Annotated in this window: 14 protein-coding genes; 8 read left to right on the forward strand and 6 right to left on the reverse strand. The window is 71.8% G+C overall.

All coding sequences use genetic code 11. The annotated features are described in order from the left end of the window. Window positions 1-2 precede the first annotated feature (2 nt). Window positions 3-974 carry an XRE family transcriptional regulator gene (locus EJG53_RS29580; protein ID WP_174856473.1) on the reverse strand — a complete coding sequence of 324 codons (972 nt, stop codon included), beginning with the start codon at window positions 972-974 and terminating at the stop codon, window positions 3-5. Then, a complete protein-coding gene (locus EJG53_RS29585) occupies window positions 971-1,945 on the reverse strand; it encodes a helix-turn-helix domain-containing protein (RefSeq protein ID WP_125047443.1) in 975 nt (324 codons plus the stop codon). Before EJG53_RS29585 ends, EJG53_RS29580 begins: the two co-directional genes overlap by 4 nt. A 65-nt stretch (window positions 1,946-2,010) precedes the next feature. Here EJG53_RS29585 and EJG53_RS29590 point away from each other — a divergent pair, with 65 nt between their 5' ends. Then, window positions 2,011-2,325, forward strand: a complete 315-nt coding sequence (locus EJG53_RS29590) for a hypothetical protein (RefSeq protein ID WP_125047444.1) — start codon at window positions 2,011-2,013, stop codon at window positions 2,323-2,325. Between the two features lie 194 nt (window positions 2,326-2,519). Next, window positions 2,520-3,491: a methyltransferase domain-containing protein gene (locus EJG53_RS29595; RefSeq protein ID WP_307721725.1), complete on the forward strand. Its 972-nt coding sequence runs from the start codon at window positions 2,520-2,522 to the stop codon at window positions 3,489-3,491. A gap of 67 nt (window positions 3,492-3,558) precedes the next feature. On the opposite strand, the gene EJG53_RS29600 is transcribed toward EJG53_RS29595, so the two are convergent. Then, window positions 3,559-4,347, reverse strand: a complete 789-nt coding sequence (locus tag EJG53_RS29600; RefSeq protein WP_125047445.1) for a site-2 protease family protein — start codon at window positions 4,345-4,347, stop codon at window positions 3,559-3,561. Between the two features lie 167 nt (window positions 4,348-4,514). Between EJG53_RS29600 and EJG53_RS29605 the strand changes: the two genes are divergently transcribed. The 3 genes from EJG53_RS29605 to EJG53_RS29610 are packed head-to-tail and all read left to right on the forward strand — an operon-like array spanning window position 4,515 to window position 8,562. Next, the gene (locus EJG53_RS29605) at window positions 4,515-5,024 is read left to right on the forward strand and encodes a DUF6578 domain-containing protein (RefSeq protein ID WP_125047446.1); all 510 of its coding nucleotides are present in this window, start codon (window positions 4,515-4,517) and stop codon (window positions 5,022-5,024) included. Window positions 5,025-5,053: 29 nt separating this feature from the next. Continuing rightward, a complete protein-coding gene (locus tag EJG53_RS44015) occupies window positions 5,054-6,010 on the forward strand; it encodes an AfsR/SARP family transcriptional regulator (protein ID WP_371858742.1) in 957 nt (318 codons plus the stop codon). Further along, window positions 5,950-8,562 carry an ATP-binding protein gene (locus tag EJG53_RS29610; RefSeq protein ID WP_371858743.1) on the forward strand — a complete coding sequence of 871 codons (2,613 nt, stop codon included), beginning with the start codon at window positions 5,950-5,952 and terminating at the stop codon, window positions 8,560-8,562. Before EJG53_RS44015 ends, EJG53_RS29610 begins: the two co-directional genes overlap by 61 nt. A 33-nt stretch (window positions 8,563-8,595) precedes the next feature. Here the strand turns inward: EJG53_RS29610 and EJG53_RS29615 are convergent, their stop codons facing one another. From EJG53_RS29615 to panB, 3 genes are all read right to left on the reverse strand, one after another. Beyond that, complete coding sequence (locus EJG53_RS29615; RefSeq protein ID WP_031004298.1) at window positions 8,596-9,438, reverse strand: ABC transporter permease; 843 nt, start codon at window positions 9,436-9,438, stop codon at window positions 8,596-8,598. Then, entirely contained in the window at window positions 9,435-10,490 is a 1,056-nt protein-coding gene (locus tag EJG53_RS29620; protein ID WP_032927018.1) for an ATP-binding cassette domain-containing protein, read from the reverse strand. Before EJG53_RS29620 ends, EJG53_RS29615 begins: the two co-directional genes overlap by 4 nt. 185 nt (window positions 10,491-10,675) lie before the next feature. Next, window positions 10,676-11,611, reverse strand: a complete 936-nt coding sequence (gene panB / locus EJG53_RS29625) for a 3-methyl-2-oxobutanoate hydroxymethyltransferase (protein WP_174856474.1) — start codon at window positions 11,609-11,611, stop codon at window positions 10,676-10,678. A 187-nt stretch (window positions 11,612-11,798) separates the two neighbouring features. On the opposite strand from panB, the gene EJG53_RS29630 reads away from it, so the two are divergent. From EJG53_RS29630 to EJG53_RS29640, 3 genes are all read left to right on the forward strand, one after another. Beyond that, entirely contained in the window at window positions 11,799-13,418 is a 1,620-nt protein-coding gene (locus EJG53_RS29630; RefSeq protein WP_125047447.1) for an MFS transporter, read from the forward strand. Continuing rightward, window positions 13,415-14,083: a TetR/AcrR family transcriptional regulator gene (locus EJG53_RS29635; protein WP_125047448.1), complete on the forward strand. Its 669-nt coding sequence runs from the start codon at window positions 13,415-13,417 to the stop codon at window positions 14,081-14,083. Before EJG53_RS29630 ends, EJG53_RS29635 begins: the two co-directional genes overlap by 4 nt. A gap of 348 nt (window positions 14,084-14,431) precedes the next feature. Then, window positions 14,432-15,439: an endonuclease/exonuclease/phosphatase family protein gene (locus EJG53_RS29640; protein WP_371858816.1), complete on the forward strand. Its 1,008-nt coding sequence runs from the start codon at window positions 14,432-14,434 to the stop codon at window positions 15,437-15,439. Window positions 15,440-15,704: the final 265 nt, after the last annotated feature.

Raw genomic sequence — 15,704 nt, forward strand, 5'->3', positions numbered from 1 at the left:
GCTCAGAGCGCATACGGATCCGCGTGCACGGCGTCGTTCAGATGCTTGAGGGTGTCGCGGAGCCGTGAGGGTGCTTTCGCCGAGGTGAGCCCGTTCTGTACGGCTTCGTCCAGCAGTCGCAAGGTCCGTGCGGACGCAGTCTCGCCGACGGTGGGCACTATCCCGAGTGCCAGCTCTTCCGCGTCCCGCCACGCGTGCAGATGCAGCAGGCAGTCCAGCAGCCGGGCCGGAGCCATGCCCCGGTGGCCGACCACGGGCCCGCCTCGTCGCTCCGCGGAGAGCTGGAGGAAGCGTACGGCGCCCGCGTGGTCGCCCGCGGTCTGGAGGGCGTGCCCGTGGTGTCCGTCGATCTCGTTCGGCATGATCCACCATGACCAGGCGGGGTCGTCCGCCCTGCCGTCGCACTCCAGCAGTGCGTGCGCCTTCTCGAACGTCCGGCTCGCCTCGGCCAGGGCGCCGCAGCCTGCGAGCCCCCTGGCCTCGCGCATCCGGAAGATCGCTTCGACGCGTGGGGACATGCGGTCCTGCTCGATGACCGAGCGCGCCACGGCCAGCTCCTCGCGGTGTCTGCCGAGCCAGCCGGCGTGCATCGCCATGTTCTGCAGGATGAGCAACTCGATCGACCGGTCACCCGACAGCCTGGCCAGGAACAGCGCCTCCCGGTTGAAGCGGCGAGCGGCGTCATGCTGCTCGGCGTCGAAGAGGACCCAGCCGGCGACCTCGGCCAGCTCGCTCGCCGCCGCCCTGATGTCACGCTCGTACGTGCTGTCGTAGTCGCCGTCGCCCAGCCGCTTGTGCACGCTCTTGAAGGTGCGCGCCGCCACCTCGGCGACGGGCATACCCGTCAACGCGTTGTCCAGAAAGATCAGCCGCTGTGACGCCTCACGGATGGTCTGGACGTACTCGGACCCGCGAGTTTCGTTCAGGCGCAACAGCGGCACGCGGTCATGACCGTCCTCGCGCAACTGCCTCACCGAGCCCTTTCCGCGTCCCGCAGCGCCGTCCGGTACTCGGCGGTCCAGTCGGCGTGACGTTGCTCGGTAGGGAGACCGCTCAGTCCTGCACGGAGATGGTCGGCCGCGATGCCGTACTCGGCCATGCCCAGGTGGGCCAGGCCGAGGGACAGACGCTGGAAATCCGGGGTGAGCCAGTAAGCCGTGCCGGGCGGCTGTTCGCGGGCGGCATCCATGAGGCCCGCCGCCTCGCCGAGGAGGCGTTTGGCCGTCTCCCGGTCCCCGGTCTGCGCATATCCCTGGGCCGCCTGTGCCGCATCTCCCATACGCTGCGCGGCGTGGGCGCCCGGTGTGCGGTACGCGAACTCGAACCACCGGGCGACGGCCGTCGGGCGCCCCTGGCGACGCGCTATGTAGCCCCGGAAGTTGAGCGCCTGGGCCGCGAGCGTCCCGTCCTCCGCTTCGTCAGCGAGGTCCATGGCGTCGTGCAGGTGTATCGATGCCTCGACGTGGTTCCCGGCCGACGCATGCAACCAGCCGGTGAACTGCACGTACTCCGCGACAACGCCGAGCAGCGCGTGGCGGTGCGGCCCACGGGCATCGCGCAGCAACTGCTTCACGGTGAGTAGCTGTACTTCGGTCGGGTGGATCAGCGGCGCCGCCCCGACGGCATCGTCCAGCCGTCGTTGCGCGGCCAGCACCCCCGCCAGTGCGTCAACCGCTTGTCGGTCCAGTCTGGCCGGACGCGCGATGGCGCGGCTGATGCGTCCGCGGTCGTCCGGGGTCAGCGAGGCCGCGACAGTGACAAGGGCGCCCTCGGCGCCGAGCAGGTGGTCCAGCCGATCGACGAGGTGGGCCGAGGGGACCTGGCGGCCGTTCACCACTCTGTTCAAGTAGGCGGGGTCGTAACTGAGTCGGCGTGCCGCCTCGCGGATGGAAAGACCACGGGCTTTGAGGGCTCTGCGGAGCTGATCTCCGAACTGTGCCGTCACGAGTCACCGCCAAGTCATCACGTCACCACTTTCCGTGACTCAGGGTACGCCGGAACGATGGCCTCATGAACGAACACCGAGGAACCCTCGACCGCCCCGTCCACCTGCTCGACCCCTTCGCCGGGGACATCAACCCCGCCCCCAGGGAAGGCTGCGCCCGCTGTGTCGCGGAGGGGGAGCGCCGTACCGGGGCGCGGGCCGCGGGGCTTGTCTTTGTGGCTGTGGAAGCGAGTCACGAGATCCGGCGGCACCCGCGGCACTGGCCCGCGATGAGCGGCAACCCGCAGGACGACAGCGACAGCGGCAACAAGCACGGTGGCGGCGGCTCCGACGAGGGCGGCAACACGAATGACGGCCAGGGCCCGGCGGAGGGCCGGTGACCGTGCACGACGACATGGCGGCGGGCCCGGAAAGGCTCGCCGCTGTACTCATGGAAAAGGGCACGCTGACGAGTGACTGGCTGCCCGCGTACGAGGCCGTGCCGCGTCATCTGTTCGTGCCCGGGGTGATCTGGCCGGGGCGGGGCGGAATGAATCGGCAGGACGAGAGGGTGGTCCGTGATGAGGAGCCCGATATGTGGTGGGCGGCGGTTTATCGGGATGCGCCGATCACGACGCAGTGGGATGACGGGGCGTATGCCGGGGCCGGGAAGGGCAAGGTTCCCTCCAGTTCCAATTCCATGCCGACGATGGTCTTTTCCATGCTGGACGCGTTGGGTGTGGAAAAGGGCCACCGGGTGTTGGAGATCGGCACGGGTACGGGCTGGAACGCGGCTCTGCTGTCGCACCGGGTCGGGGCAGAGAACGTCGTGACCGTGGAGGTGGACGAAGGCAGTGCCCGGGACGCGCGGCGGCGCCTGGAGGCGGCGGGGTTCGCGCCGGTCACCGTGGTGGGGGACGGGGCCGAGGGATGCGCCGGCAGGGGCCCGTACGACCGGGTGATCGCCACGTGTTCCGTCGGCAGCGTGCCCCGCCCGTGGATCGCGCAGACGCGGTCGGGTGGTGTCATCGTCGCTCCCTGGGGGCCGGTTTACGGCGGTGAGGCGGTGGTCCGCCTCACGGTCTTCGGGGACGGTACGGCGGCGGGCCGGTTCGTGGGGTCGTCGGCGTTCATGCGGCTCCGCGCCCAACGCGTCGGACGTGAACACGTACGGGAATACCTCGGGGGCCGCGCGTGGCCGGCGGACGGAATGCGCAGTACGACTTCTCTTTCTCCGGAGGAAGTCGGGGACTGGCATGTCATGTTCGCCATCGGAGTGCAGATGCCGGACGCCTTTCCGTGGACGGAGCCGTACGCGGACGGTTCCTACACGCTGTGGCTCCGGGATACGGCAGTCACCTCATGGGCGACGGTCGACCACGTACCGGGACGCCGGGAATTCGAGGTGTATCAGCACGGGCCCCGGAAATTGTGGGACGAGGTGGTCGTCGCGTACCGCTGGTGGGAGCGGCAGGGGCGGCCGGGGTTCGAGCGCTTCGGGATGACCGTGGACGGTGACGGCGAGCGGGTGTGGCTGGATTCGCCGGAGAGGCCGGTGCCCGGCTGACCGTGTATGGGTAGTCGGCAGTCGGCAGTGGGCGGTGGATCATGGGCGCGGCGTGTCGTACGGCACCCTACGGCACCTGCGGCTCCCCCTGCCAGAAGCGGAACAACTGCTGGCCGAAGTAGGTGTCCCAGTTGGTGATGCCGAGGGTGCGCAGGATGGCGTCCACCGCGTCGAAGAAGACGGCGTTGACGCCGGGGATCCACAGCAGGCCGAAGACGGCGATCAGGCCGAAGGGGGCGAAGGGCTCGACCTGACGGCGGATCCTGTACGAGAGCCAGGGCTCGATGACGCCGTAGCCGTCCAGGCCGGGGACCGGGACGAAGTTGAGGGTGGCGGCCGTGACCTGGAGGAGGGCCAGGAAGGCGAGGGCGAAGCGGAACTGCGAGGGGACGCCGTCCATGGCGCCCAGCCAGAAGGGGGCCGAGACGACGGCCGCGAAGAGGATGTTCGTGAGGGGGCCGGCCGCCGAGATCAGGCTGTGCCGCCAGCGGCCGCGGATACGGCCGCGTTCGATGAAGACCGCGCCGCCCGGCAGGCCGATGCCACCCATGATCACGAAGATCACCGGCAGCACGATGCTGAGCAGCGCGTGGGTGTACTTGAGCGGGTTGAGGGTGAGGTACCCCTTGGCGCCGATGGAGATGTCGCCGCTGTGCAGCGCGGTGCGGGCGTGCGCGTACTCGTGCAGGCAGAGGGAGACGATCCAGCCGGAGACCACGAAGAGGAAGACGGCGAAGCCGGGGCTCGCCGCGAGGCGTCCCGTCCAGACGGCCCATCCCGACACCGCCATGACGGCGACGAGCGCGAGGAAGACCGGGCTGACGCGGCGGTCGGCGCGCTGGGCTGATGTGGTCATGGTGGGGTGCTCCTGGGTGGTGCCGGGGGCTGGGCGTGGGTGCGGGGGGATGGGCGGTGTCGGGGTGCGGTGCTGTTGCGGGGCAGCCATGACCGTATCTGCGGACGGGGCGGCCGTGCACGGAAAACGACGGGCGGCGGGCGGGAGGTTCCAGGCAGTCTGGGCCCATGACGGATACGGGCGCGGGCCGGACGGTGCGGGTGTTCCACCGCGGCTGGGAGATGGAGTGCTGCGGCACGCCGTTCTCGGTGGGGGACGAGGTCGCGTGGCCGCTGGTCTTCGAGAGCGTGCCGGAGGCGGACGTGGCGGTGTGGGCGGACTGCCTGGACGAGCGGGGGCTGCTGCGGACGGTCACGTTGCACGGCGGCGCGGCGGACAAGAGGTCCGGCGCGTCCCGGATCGCGGGGCGGGTCCGGTCCATTCAGGTGGTGGTCGTGGGGTATCGGGGGGCCGAGCCGGTGCCGGGGGAGCGGTGGCTGCGGTCGGTCGAGCGGTGTCCGAAGTGGTTCGCGGATCCGGTTGAGGCGGACGGGGACGGGGGTGGTGCGGGTACGGGCACTGGTACGGACCTGGGCGCCGGGAAGCGTGGGGGCGGACGGGAGAGGCGGGGGTATCGCCGCGTCGAGTCCGGTGTCCTCGTCGAGCTGGACGTGACGTGCGCGGAGCGTGGCGCGTGAAGCCGCCGTCCGTGCAGGACAATGGGGCGGTGCGCTACGGAATCCTCGGTACGGCCCAGGCTCACCGGAGCGACGGTACGCCCGTCGCGCTCGGTGGCTCGCGCCTGCGCGCACTGCTCACGGCGCTCGCGCTGCGGCCCGGCCGGGCGCTCGCCGCCGACCTGCTGATCGCGGACGTGTGGGGGCCGGAGCCGCCCGCCGACGCGACCGGCGCGTTGCAGGCCCTGGTCGCGCGGCTGCGCCGGTCCGTGGGGCGGGACGCCATCGACTCCGTACACGGCGGGTACCGGCTGTGTGCCGATCCGTCCGACGTGGATCTGCACCGTTTCGAGGAGCTCGCCGCCGAGGGGGCGCAGGCCCTGGCCGACGCCGATCCGGTCAAGGCCGCCGCGCTGCTCGACGACGCCCTCGCGCTCTGGCGCGGCCCGGCGCTGGCCGACCTCCCGGAGGCGGCCGGCGAGGCGGCGCGCGCCGAGCGAGGCCACCTGGACGCCCGCCGTACCCGGCTCGCCGCGGAGGTCGCCCTCGGACGCCCCGGCCAGGCGCTGCCCGGGCTGGCGGCCCTGTCCGCGGACCATCCGCTGGACGAGCCGCTCCAGGCCCTGCGTCTGCGCGCGCTGCGGGCCGCGGGCCGTACGGCGGAGGCGCTCGACGCGTACGCCTCGGTGCGGGCTGCCATCGTCGATCGCCTGGGAGTCGAGCCCGGCCTCGAACTGCGCAACCTGCATGGGGAGTTGCTGCGGGTGGACGCTGGTTCCGAGGGGCGGCCGGAGGTGGCGGAACCGGTGGTGCCGCCCTCGGGGAGCGGTGGTGGACGGTCCGGCGGACGGGGTACGGAGACGGCTGCGAGGCCGTCGGCGGGGGCGGTGCCCGTAACGGGGCCGGTGCCCGGCCGGGCAACCTGCGGTCGCGGCCGACCTCCTTCGTGGGCCGGGAGGACGACCTGGCCGCGATCCGCGCCGACCTGGCCGCCCACCGCCTGGTGACCCTGCTGGGACCCGGCGGTGCCGGCAAGACGCGGCTCTCGCAGGAGAGCGCCGAGGCAGCGGCGGCCGCGGCGCCGGACGCCTGGACGGACGGGGTGTGGTTCGCGGAGCTGGCGCCCGTGGACGACCCGCAGACCGTTCCGGAAGCGGTGCTCACCGCTCTCGGGGCGCGCGAGACCGTGCTGCGCGGCACCACCGCCGAGGAACTGCGCGCCGCCTCCGACCGGTCGGCGTGCGACCCGATGGCCCAGCTCGCCGCGTTCTGCGAGAACCGGCGGATGCTGCTGGTCCTCGACAACTGCGAGCACGTGATCGGCGCCGCCGCCGAACTGGCCGACCGGCTGCTGGCCGAGTGCCCCGGTGTGACAGTGCTGGCCACCAGCCGGGAGCCGCTGGCCGTGCCGGGGGAGGCGGTGCGGCCGGTGGAGCCGCTGCCCGACCCGGTCGCGCTGCGGCTGCTGGCGGACCGGGGGGCCGCCGCACGGCCCGGGTTCCGTATCGAGGACGACCCGGCCGCCTGCGCCGAGATCTGCCGGCGCCTCGACGGGCTGCCGCTCGCCATCGAACTGGCCGCCGCCCGGCTGCGGTTGCTCGGACCGCGCCAGTTGGCCGACCGGCTGGACGACCGGTTCCGGCTGCTGACCAGCGGGAGCCGCACCGTACTGCCCAGACAGCAGACGCTGCGCGCGGTGGTGGACTGGTCCTGGGACCTGCTCGACGACGCCGAGCGGGCCGTGCTGCGCCGGCTGTCGGTCTTCTCCGGCGGCTGCGATCTGGTCGTCGCGGAGGAGGTCTGCGGGGACGGGGCGGAGGGGGCGGCCGGGGCAGGCGTGCAGGTCGGGTCGGACGGGCAGGTCGGGTCGATCGGGCAGGTCGGGACGGGCGGGGCGGCGAGCCCCCGGACGTGGGTGGCGCCCCGTGACGTGGCCGTGCTGCTCGGTTCGCTGATCGACAAGTCGCTGGTGGTCGCGGCCCAGGACGGCGACGGGCGGATGCGCTACCGGCTGCTGGAGACCGTCTCGGAGTACGCCGGCGAGCGCCTGGACGAGGCGGGGGAGCGGCCCGCGGTCGAACGGCGGCACCTGGTCGCCTACCGCGAACTCGCCCGTAACGCCGACCCGTTGCTGCGCGGCCCCGAGCAGTGCGCCTGGCTGGACCGGCTGGAGCTGGAGCACGACAACCTGCGTACCGCGCTGCGCCGGGCCGTCGCCGCCCACGACGAGCACGAGGCCCTGTGCCTCGTGCTCTCGCTCCAGTGGTTCTGGACGCTGCGCGACCACCGCGCCGACGCCCGCGCCTGGTCGGCCGCCGTGGCGGCCCTCGGACCCGACCCCTTCGCGCCGCCCGTCGAACCGGCGCCCGTCCTGCACGCCCGGCCCATCGACGCGCCGCCGCCGATGGACCCCGAGCAGCTCAAGGAGGCGCGCCGCGAGATCCGGCTGGTCAAGCTGGCCAGCGTCGAGAGCGACATCGAGGTGCTGCGCAAGCAGGAACGGCGGGACGAGCTGACCGGCATCCTGGCCGCCTACCGCAGCGGCATGCCGCAGACCTGCAAGCTGCCGGGCGTGATGTGGTACTACGCGGTGCTGCTGACGGGCCGGTTCGACGACCTGGCGGAGATGACGGAGGACGCCGTACGCGCCTGCCGGGAGTACGGCTACGCATGGGAGCTGGCCTTCGTCCTCCAACTGCGTTCCAAGATCTTCAACGACCGGCCGGAGGGCCTGGCCAAGGCCCGCCGGGACGCCGACGAATCCCTGGAGATCTTCGTCAGGCTCGGGGACGCGTGGGGCGCGGCGGAGGCCATCGCGGGGCGCGGCGAGTCGCGCGAGGGGCGCGGCGAGTACGAGCTGGCCGCCGAGGACTACCGGGCGGCCGTCCGCTACGCCGAGGAGCTCGGGGCGCGCAGCCAGGTGCTGATGCTCCAGACCCGGCTGGGCAGCGTGCTGCTGGAGGCCGACGACGAGGCGACCGGCGAGCGGCTGCTGCACGAGGTGCTGGAGCTGGCGAAGGAGCAGAGCGGCGGCCGGGACGCGGTGTCGTTCGCCCATCTGACGCTCGCGATGCACCTGACGTGCGTCGGCCGGCTCCAGGAAGCGCGCGGTCACCTGGAGGAGGTGCGCAAGGCGTTCGGCCAGCGCGGACCGGAGCTGTTCAAGGGCGTGCTGGCCATGTCCCTGATCTCCCTGGACGTCGAGGAGGGGAAGTTCGCCCCCGACATGCTGACCGGAATCCGGTCGGCCATGGCGCTGTTCCGGGACGAACTGACGCAGATCGTCGCGCCCGACCTGCCGGTGTTCCAGTTCCTGACCGCGGCGCGGGCGGTGCTGGGCGTGCGGGGCGCGGCGGCCGGCGGCCCGGACGCGGCACGGCTGATCGGTGCGTACGACACGCTCCGCTCCGCCCAGCACCGGCCGCAGCGGATCGTCCGGAGGAACCGGGCGGCGGCCGAGGCGGAGACGCGCGCGGCGCTCGGCGACGACGCCGCCTACGACCGGGCGTACGCCGAAGGCGGCGGCCTCTCTCTCGAAGAGGCCACCGCCCTCATCTGACGCGAGCCGGGCGAAGGTGACGCGTCAGAATTCTCAGGTCTTCTTGCGGAACTTGTTCACCGCGAGGGGCGCGAAGACCAGGGTGATGCCGGCGGTCCAGGCCAGGGTGATCAGCACCGGCTGGGCGACCGCGCCCTGGCCGTTCATCAGGGCCCGGGCCGCGTCCGCCAGGTTCGACAGCGGGTTGATCTTGGTGAACGCCTCCATCCAGCCCGGCATCGTCGTGGGCGGGGCGAATATGGAGGAACCGAACTGCAGCGGCATCAGCACCATGAAGCCCACGCCCTGCACCGCCTGCGGCGTCTTCATGGTCAGCCCGAGCAGCATGAAGATCCAGGTCAGCGAGGAGCCGAAGAGCAGCGCCAGGGCGACGGCCGCCAGCAGCTCCAGCGGGCCGGTCCGCAGGTCGAAACCGATCAGGAACGCCAGCGACAGCAGGATGACGGTGGAGACCAGCATCCGCCCGGACTCCACGAGCATCTTCGCCGTCAGCACCGAGGAGCGGGCGATCGGCATCGTGCGGAAGCGGTCCATCACCCCCTTGTTGAAGTCGTCGTTGACGCCGGAACCGACCGACATGGCGATGTTCAGACCGCCCATCGCCAGCAGGCCGGGGATGATGTAGTTCACGTACGCGGAACGGTCGCCGCCCAAGCTGCCGCCCATCGCGCCGCCGAAGACGTACACGAACAGCAGCGTGAAGACGATCGGCATCAACAGGGCGTCGAACATCGACTCCGGGTCGTTCTTGATCTGCATCGCGTTGCGGCGCACCAGGGCGCCCGTGTGACGCAGATGGGCCCGCAGGCCGATCCGGCCCTCGTCGGCACCCGGCCGCTGCGGCTTGCCCGGCGCCGCCACCGTCGCGGCACTCATGCCGGAACCTCCTCGAACTGCTTGTCCTGAACGCCCTGCTGGTCCTGCGGCCCGTCCTCGGGGCCGCCGCTGCCGGCCTCCGAGGTCTTCTGGCCGGTGATGGCCAGGAACACCTCGTCCAGGCTGGGCAGATGGGTGTTGATGCCGGAGATCGTGAAGCCCCGCTCGCCGAGCATGCCGACCACGGCGGACAACTGCTCGTCGCTGACGATCGGCACGTTGACCACACCGTCCTCGTGGTCGGCGGTGGCGCCCGCGATGCCGTCCAGGCCGGCCTGCGCGATGGCGCCGACCATCCGGTCCAGCTCGGTGCTCAGCGCCGGGCGTATCTGGAGCGTACGGCCGCCGACCTTCGTCTTCAGCTCGTCGACCTCGCCCTCGGCGATGACCCGGCCGCGGTCGATGACCGTCAGCTCATGGGCCAGTTGCTCGGCCTCTTCCATGTACTGGGTGGTGAGCAGGACCGTGGCGCCGTCCCGCACCATGCTGCGGACCTCGTCCCAGACCTCGTTGCGGGTGCGGGGGTCGAGGCCGGTGGTCGGCTCGTCCAGATACAGCACCGCGGGCCGGCCGATCATCGAGGCGGCCAGGTCCAGGCGGCGGCGCATACCGCCGGAGTACTTGGCGGCGGCCCGGCCGGCGGCCTCGGTGAGCGAGAACCGCTCCAGCAGCTCGTCGGCCCGCGCGCGGGCGTCCTTGCGGGAGAGGTCCAGCAGCCGGCCGATCATGTACAGGTTCTCCCGGCCGGAGAGCTTCTCGTCGACCGAGGCGTACTGGCCGGTGAGGCCGATGGTGCGGCGCAGCGCACGCGGCTGGCGCACCACGTCGAAGCCCGCCACGGTCGCCGTGCCGGCGTCCGGCACCAGCAGGGTGGACAGGCAGCGCACCAGCGTCGTCTTGCCCGCGCCGTTCGGCCCGAGCACGCCGAGCACGGTGCCTTCCCGTACGTCGAGATCCACCCCGTCCACGGCCTTCACCTCGCCGAAGTGCTTGACCAGCCCCCGCACTTCGACGGCGTTCCCCGCGCCGTTGGATGTCGTCTTTCGCGTCATGCCCCCACGATGACAGGCACCACTGACAAACGACCGACAGCCGACCGACAGGCCAGGTGGGAGCCTTGCGGACGCCGTTCGGGGCCGGAGGCCGGGGTGGGAGCCGGGGCCGGCGGACCGGTGGCGACGTATCGATGACGGCGGACCGGTGGCGGTGCCGGGAAGGCGCCGCCACCGGCGTCACGTCAGCGGAAGCTGTGCTCCTTGGCCGGGAACGTCCCGCCGACGACCTCTTCCGCGAAGTCCTTGGCCGCGCCCCCCAGCACCTCGCGCAGATTCGCGTACTGCTTCACGAAGCGCGGCACATGCCCGCTGGTCAGGCCCGCCATGTCCGTCCAGACCAGCACCTGGGCGTCGCAGCCGATGCCCGCGCCGATGCCCACGGTGGGGATGTGCAGCGAGCGGGTGACCTCGGCGGCCAGCTCGGCCGGTACGGCTTCCAGGACGACGGAGAAGGCCCCCGCGTCCTGGACGGCCTTGGCGTCGCGCAGCAACTGCTGGGCCGCCTCCTCGCCGCGGCCCTGCACCGGGTAGCCCCCGTACGCGTTGACGGACTGCGGCGTCAGGCCGACGTGGGCCATGACCGGGATGCCGGAGGAGACCAGCAGCTCGACCTGGTGGGCGGAACGCTCGCCGCCCTCCAGCTTGACCGCGCCCACCCCGGCCTCCTTGACCAGGCGGGTGGCGTTGCGCAGGGCCTGCACCGGGCTCTCCTGGAAGGCGCCGAAGGGCAGGTCGGCGACGATCAGGGCGCGCCGGGTGCCGCGGACGACGGCGGCGGACAGGATCGTGATCTCGTCCATCGTGACCGGCACGGTGGACTCGTACCCGAGGTGGCAGTTGCCCATCGAGTCGCCGACCAGCAGCACCGGGATGCCGGCCTCGTCGAAGACGGACGCGGTCATCGCGTCGTAGGCGGTGAGCATGGGCCACTTCTCGCCGCGCTCCTTGGCGGCGGCGATGTCGCGCACGGTCACGCGCCGCGAGCTCTTGCCCCCGTACAGCGCCTTGCTGCTGTCGGATGCGGGCTTGGCGGCGGCGGATGTGGGCGCGGCGGCGGTTCCGCCGGGCGTGGGCGTCCCGTCCGCGGGCGGGTTCTGGGCAGGCGAAAGCTGCGTCATGGCGACGGCTCCTGTTCGTCATCTCGAAGCGCCCTGACGGCGTCTCCGGACTCCCTTCCATGCTGGCACGTGCCGCGGGGGGAGTGGAAGGGGCCTCGGTACCGAAGAGACGCCGAGCCGAAGGGGCGCCCCGGAACCCGAAGCGATACGGAACGGGTCCGTATCGGAACCGGCGTAGGGTGTCGCCATGGCCAGCTCACCGACCTCCGGCACAGCCGAAGCGCCCCGGCACGTACCCGAGCACATCCACCGTCGCCGCTGGGTGATCCTGTCCGTCCTGATGCTCAGCCTGCTGATAGTGGTGCTGGACAACTCGATCCTCAACGTGGCGATGAAGACGATCGCCACCCCGGCCCCCACCGGCCTCGGCGCCACCCAGAGCCAGCTTGAATGGGCGATCAATTCCTACACGCTGGTCTTCGCGGGGCTGCTGTTCACCTCCGGCCTGCTCGGTGACCGGCTGGGCCGCAAGAAGGTGCTGCTCTTCGGCCTGCTGGTGTTCGGCGCCGGCTCGGTGCTGGCCGCCGTCGCCGCGTCCCCCGGCCAGCTCATCGCCTTCCGGGCCGTGATGGGCCTGGGCGGCGCCTTCGTGATGCCCTCCACCCTCGCCGTCCTGATGAACGTCTTCGAGCGGGACGAGCAGCCCAGGGCGATCGGCATCTGGGCGGGCGGGGTGGGCCTGGCCATCGCGATCGGGCCGATCGCGGGCGGTCTGCTGCTGGACCACTTCTGGTGGGGTTCGGTCTTCCTCGTGAACGTTCCGATCGTGCTCATCGCCCTGATCGCGATGATCCTCCTGGTGCCCGACTCCAAGGACCCCCGGCCGGGGAAGCTGGACCCGGTCGGCGTGCTGCTCTCGGTCGTCGGCCTGGTGCTGCTGGTGTACGGGATCATCAAGGGCGGCCAGCTCGCCGACTTCACCGATCCGCAGGTGCTGGGCACGGTCCTGGGCGGACTGCTCGTCCTGGTCGGTTTCGTGCTGTACGAGAAGCGCATCGATCACCCGTCGATCGATGTCAATCTCTTCCGCAAGCCGGCCTTCTCCGCCGCCGTCGGCGCCATCGCGCTGGTCTTCTTCGCGCTGATGGGCGTCACGTTCTTCATCGTCTTCTACGTCCAGAGCGTGCGCGGCTTCACCCCGCTCCAGGCGGGCCTGCTGATCCTGCCGCTGGCCGTCTCCCAGATGATCTTCTCGCCGCGGGCCCGGCACGTCGTCGACCGCTTCGGCTCGCGCGTCGTCTGCACGGCCGGGATGCTGCTGGTCGCCGTCAGCATGTCCAGTTTCCTGCTCCTGGACGCGGACACCCCGATCTGGGTGCTGGAGGTGCTCTTCTTCGTCCAGGGCACCGGCACGGCGCACATCATGCCGCCGGTCACCGTGTCGATCATGCAGGCGCTGCCGCGCGAGAAGGCGGGTTCCGGTTCGGCGCTCAACAACACGTTCCGGCAGGTCGGCGGCACGCTCGGCGTCGCCGTACTGGGCTCGCTGCTGTCCACCGTCTACCGTGACGGCATCGAAGGGACACTCCGGTCCGTCCCCGGCCTGACGGACGGCGCCCGGCACGCGGCGGGCGAGTCCATCGAGGCGACGCTCGGCCTGGCCCGGCACCTGGGCCCGGCGGGCCAGGCGCTGACCGACGAGGCGCACGCCGCGTTCATCCACGCCATGCACGTCACCGCGCTCGGCTCCGCCGGCGTCGCGATCGTCGGCGCCGTGGTGGTCGGGGCCTTCCTGCCCGGCAGGATGGGGAGCGGCCCGCGCGGTACGAACCGGGCGGAGCGGGCAAAGGCGGGAGCACGGGTATGAACGGGACGGCGGCGACGGACGCGACGGACGCCACGGGGACGGACCGGGCGGACGGAGCGCAGGCCGCCGCGCCCGCCCCCGACCCCCGCCGCGGGCGCCCCCGCAGCCCCGCCGCCGACACCGCGATCATCGAAGCCGTACTGCGCATGATCGAGGACGGGGTCTCCATCGGGGAGCTGTCGATGGAGCGCATCGCCCGTGAGGCGGGTGTCGGCAAGGCCACCGTCTACCGGCGTTGGCCGGGCAAGAGCGCCCTGATGCTGGACGTGATGCGCTCGCTGGACACGGACATCCCGCCGCCGGCCGGGGTGTCCGTACGCGACGACCTCGTGGGCATCATCGAGTTCCTGCGCATCCGCGGCCTGGCCAAGCGCAACTCGGCGCTGCTGCGCACCGTCGTCACGCACGTCAAGGCGCAGCCCGCGCTCTGGCGGGAGTACCACGAGACGGTGGTGCAGGCCCGCCGCGAGGTGCTGCTGTCCGTGCTGCGGCGCGGCCGGGAGTGCGGTGAGGTGCGTACGGACCGGGACATCGACCTGCTCGCCGACCTCTTCGTCGGGCCGGTGCTGTCCCGGGCCGTGCTGCACGAGTGGGCGGACCTGCCGGAGGGGCTGGCCGAGGAGATCGTCGACACGGTGCTGGAGGGCGTGCGGCCGCGGGGCTGACGGGGCCGGGCCGCCGGATGCCTGGTCCGGGCACGCCCGGCGTCCGCCCGTGGATCGGCACCCGCCCGTGGACCGGCGTCCGGAGAGGTCCGGTCGTCAACCGGCCGGGAACAGTGCTCCATCGAGCGACAAGCAGTCGCAAAAGGCACATCACCTGACCGCTCCATGACGGGACTATGCCCGTTCTGTCACAGCCCCCACCGCGGCCTCCGTAGCCGGAACCCCGGGCCGTCAGCGTGCCGTCTCCACTTCTAAGAAAACGCATTACGGGCCATCGCCTAGGGTCGGAGATCACAGGTGGGGCGTACGGAGCAAGGCAGTGAGGGCAGCGGCATGGCGCAGGCATACATGACGGAGTCGGGGCAGGGCCAAGACCCTGAGCGGGCCGCCTCCGGAGCGCGGCGCCTGCGCGACTGGTGGCGCCCGGAGGGCATGTGGCGGCGGGGCATCGTGCTGGCGGTGCTGGCGGTCCTGCTCGGGCTGCTGATGATCCTCCACGCGCACGTCCCCAACACCGTCGGCAACCTCGGCAGCCTGCTGGAGACGTTCCTGCCGTGGCTCGGGCTGCTGGGCGTCCCGGTGCTGCTGATCGCCGCCGTGTTGCGGCGTTCCACGACGGCGATCGTCGCGCTGCTGCTGCCCGCCGTCGTCTGGGTCAGCCTCTTCGGCGGGCAGGTCACGGACAAGAAGGGCACCGGCGGCAATCTGACCGTCGCCACCCACAACGTCGACGCCGACAACCCCGACCCGGCGGGCACGGCCAGGGACATCGTGAAGTCCGGCGCGGACGTGGTGGCCCTGGAGGAGCTGACCGGTGACGCGCTGCCCAAGTACAAGGAAGGGCTGGCCAAGGCGTACCCGTACCGCACGGTGCAGGGCACGGTCGGACTGTGGAGCAAGCACCCGATCTCCGACGCCGCGCCCGTGAACATCAAGATGGGCTGGACCCGCGCGCTGCGCGCCACCGTCAAGGCGCCCGACGGCCGGCAGGTCGCCTTCTACGTCGCGCACCTGCCGTCGGTGCGGGTCAAGCTCAACGCGGGGTTCACCGCCAACCAGCGGGACGACAGCGCGGCCGCCCTCGGCGAGGCGATCTCCAAGGAGAGCATCGGACAGGTCATCCTGCTCGGTGACCTCAACGGCACCATGAACGACCGCTCGCTGGCCCCGGTCACCTCGCAGATGCGCTCGGCCCAGGGCGCGGCGGGCGACGGCTTCGGCTTCAGTTGGCCGGCCGGCTTCCCGATGGCGCGGATCGACCAGATCATGATGAAGGGGATCGACCCGGTGTCCTCCTGGTCGCTGCCCCGGACCGGCAGTGATCACCTTCCGCTCGCCGCCTCGGTCAAGATCTGACAAAGCCCGGCCGGCCGCGGCGCCCCGGCGGAGCAGGCTCCTCCCGCTCCGCCGGGCCGTCACGGGCGGCTCTCGCCGCTCCTCCGTAACATTCCGTTCTCCCGTCGGAATGAATGGGCTGAGAGACTTTGTTCCGTACAAGAACTTACGGACATCCAGCCGCGTACGCCGTACGGAACCCCCGGCGCCCCGCGCGCCGCACGGACCGCTCCGGTACTCCGGTGCCCCAGCGCACCGCAGCACCACCGTGCCCGGGACCGTACGC

It is taken from the genome of Streptomyces chrestomyceticus JCM 4735 (genome assembly GCF_003865135.1).
GTDB lineage: Bacteria > Actinomycetota > Actinomycetes > Streptomycetales > Streptomycetaceae > Streptomyces > Streptomyces chrestomyceticus.

Excerpts from the sequence above, each read along its gene's own strand:
- EJG53_RS29640 (WP_371858816.1), top strand. The coding sequence starts at position 14,432 with ATGACGGAGTCGGGGCAGGGCCAAGACCCTGAGCGGGCCGCCTCCGGA.
- panB (WP_174856474.1), bottom strand. The coding sequence starts at position 11,611 with ATGACGCAGCTTTCGCCTGCCCAGAACCCGCCCGCGGACGGGACGCCC.
- EJG53_RS29605 (WP_125047446.1), top strand. The coding sequence starts at position 4,515 with ATGACGGATACGGGCGCGGGCCGGACGGTGCGGGTGTTCCACCGCGGC.
- EJG53_RS29590 (WP_125047444.1), top strand. The coding sequence starts at position 2,011 with ATGAACGAACACCGAGGAACCCTCGACCGCCCCGTCCACCTGCTCGAC.
- EJG53_RS29620 (WP_032927018.1), bottom strand. The coding sequence starts at position 10,490 with ATGACGCGAAAGACGACATCCAACGGCGCGGGGAACGCCGTCGAAGTG.
- EJG53_RS29630 (WP_125047447.1), top strand. The coding sequence starts at position 11,799 with ATGGCCAGCTCACCGACCTCCGGCACAGCCGAAGCGCCCCGGCACGTA.
- EJG53_RS29635 (WP_125047448.1), top strand. The coding sequence starts at position 13,415 with ATGAACGGGACGGCGGCGACGGACGCGACGGACGCCACGGGGACGGAC.
- EJG53_RS29615 (WP_031004298.1), bottom strand. The coding sequence starts at position 9,438 with ATGAGTGCCGCGACGGTGGCGGCGCCGGGCAAGCCGCAGCGGCCGGGT.
- EJG53_RS29600 (WP_125047445.1), bottom strand. The coding sequence starts at position 4,347 with ATGACCACATCAGCCCAGCGCGCCGACCGCCGCGTCAGCCCGGTCTTC.
- EJG53_RS29595 (WP_307721725.1), top strand. The coding sequence starts at position 2,520 with ATGTGGTGGGCGGCGGTTTATCGGGATGCGCCGATCACGACGCAGTGG.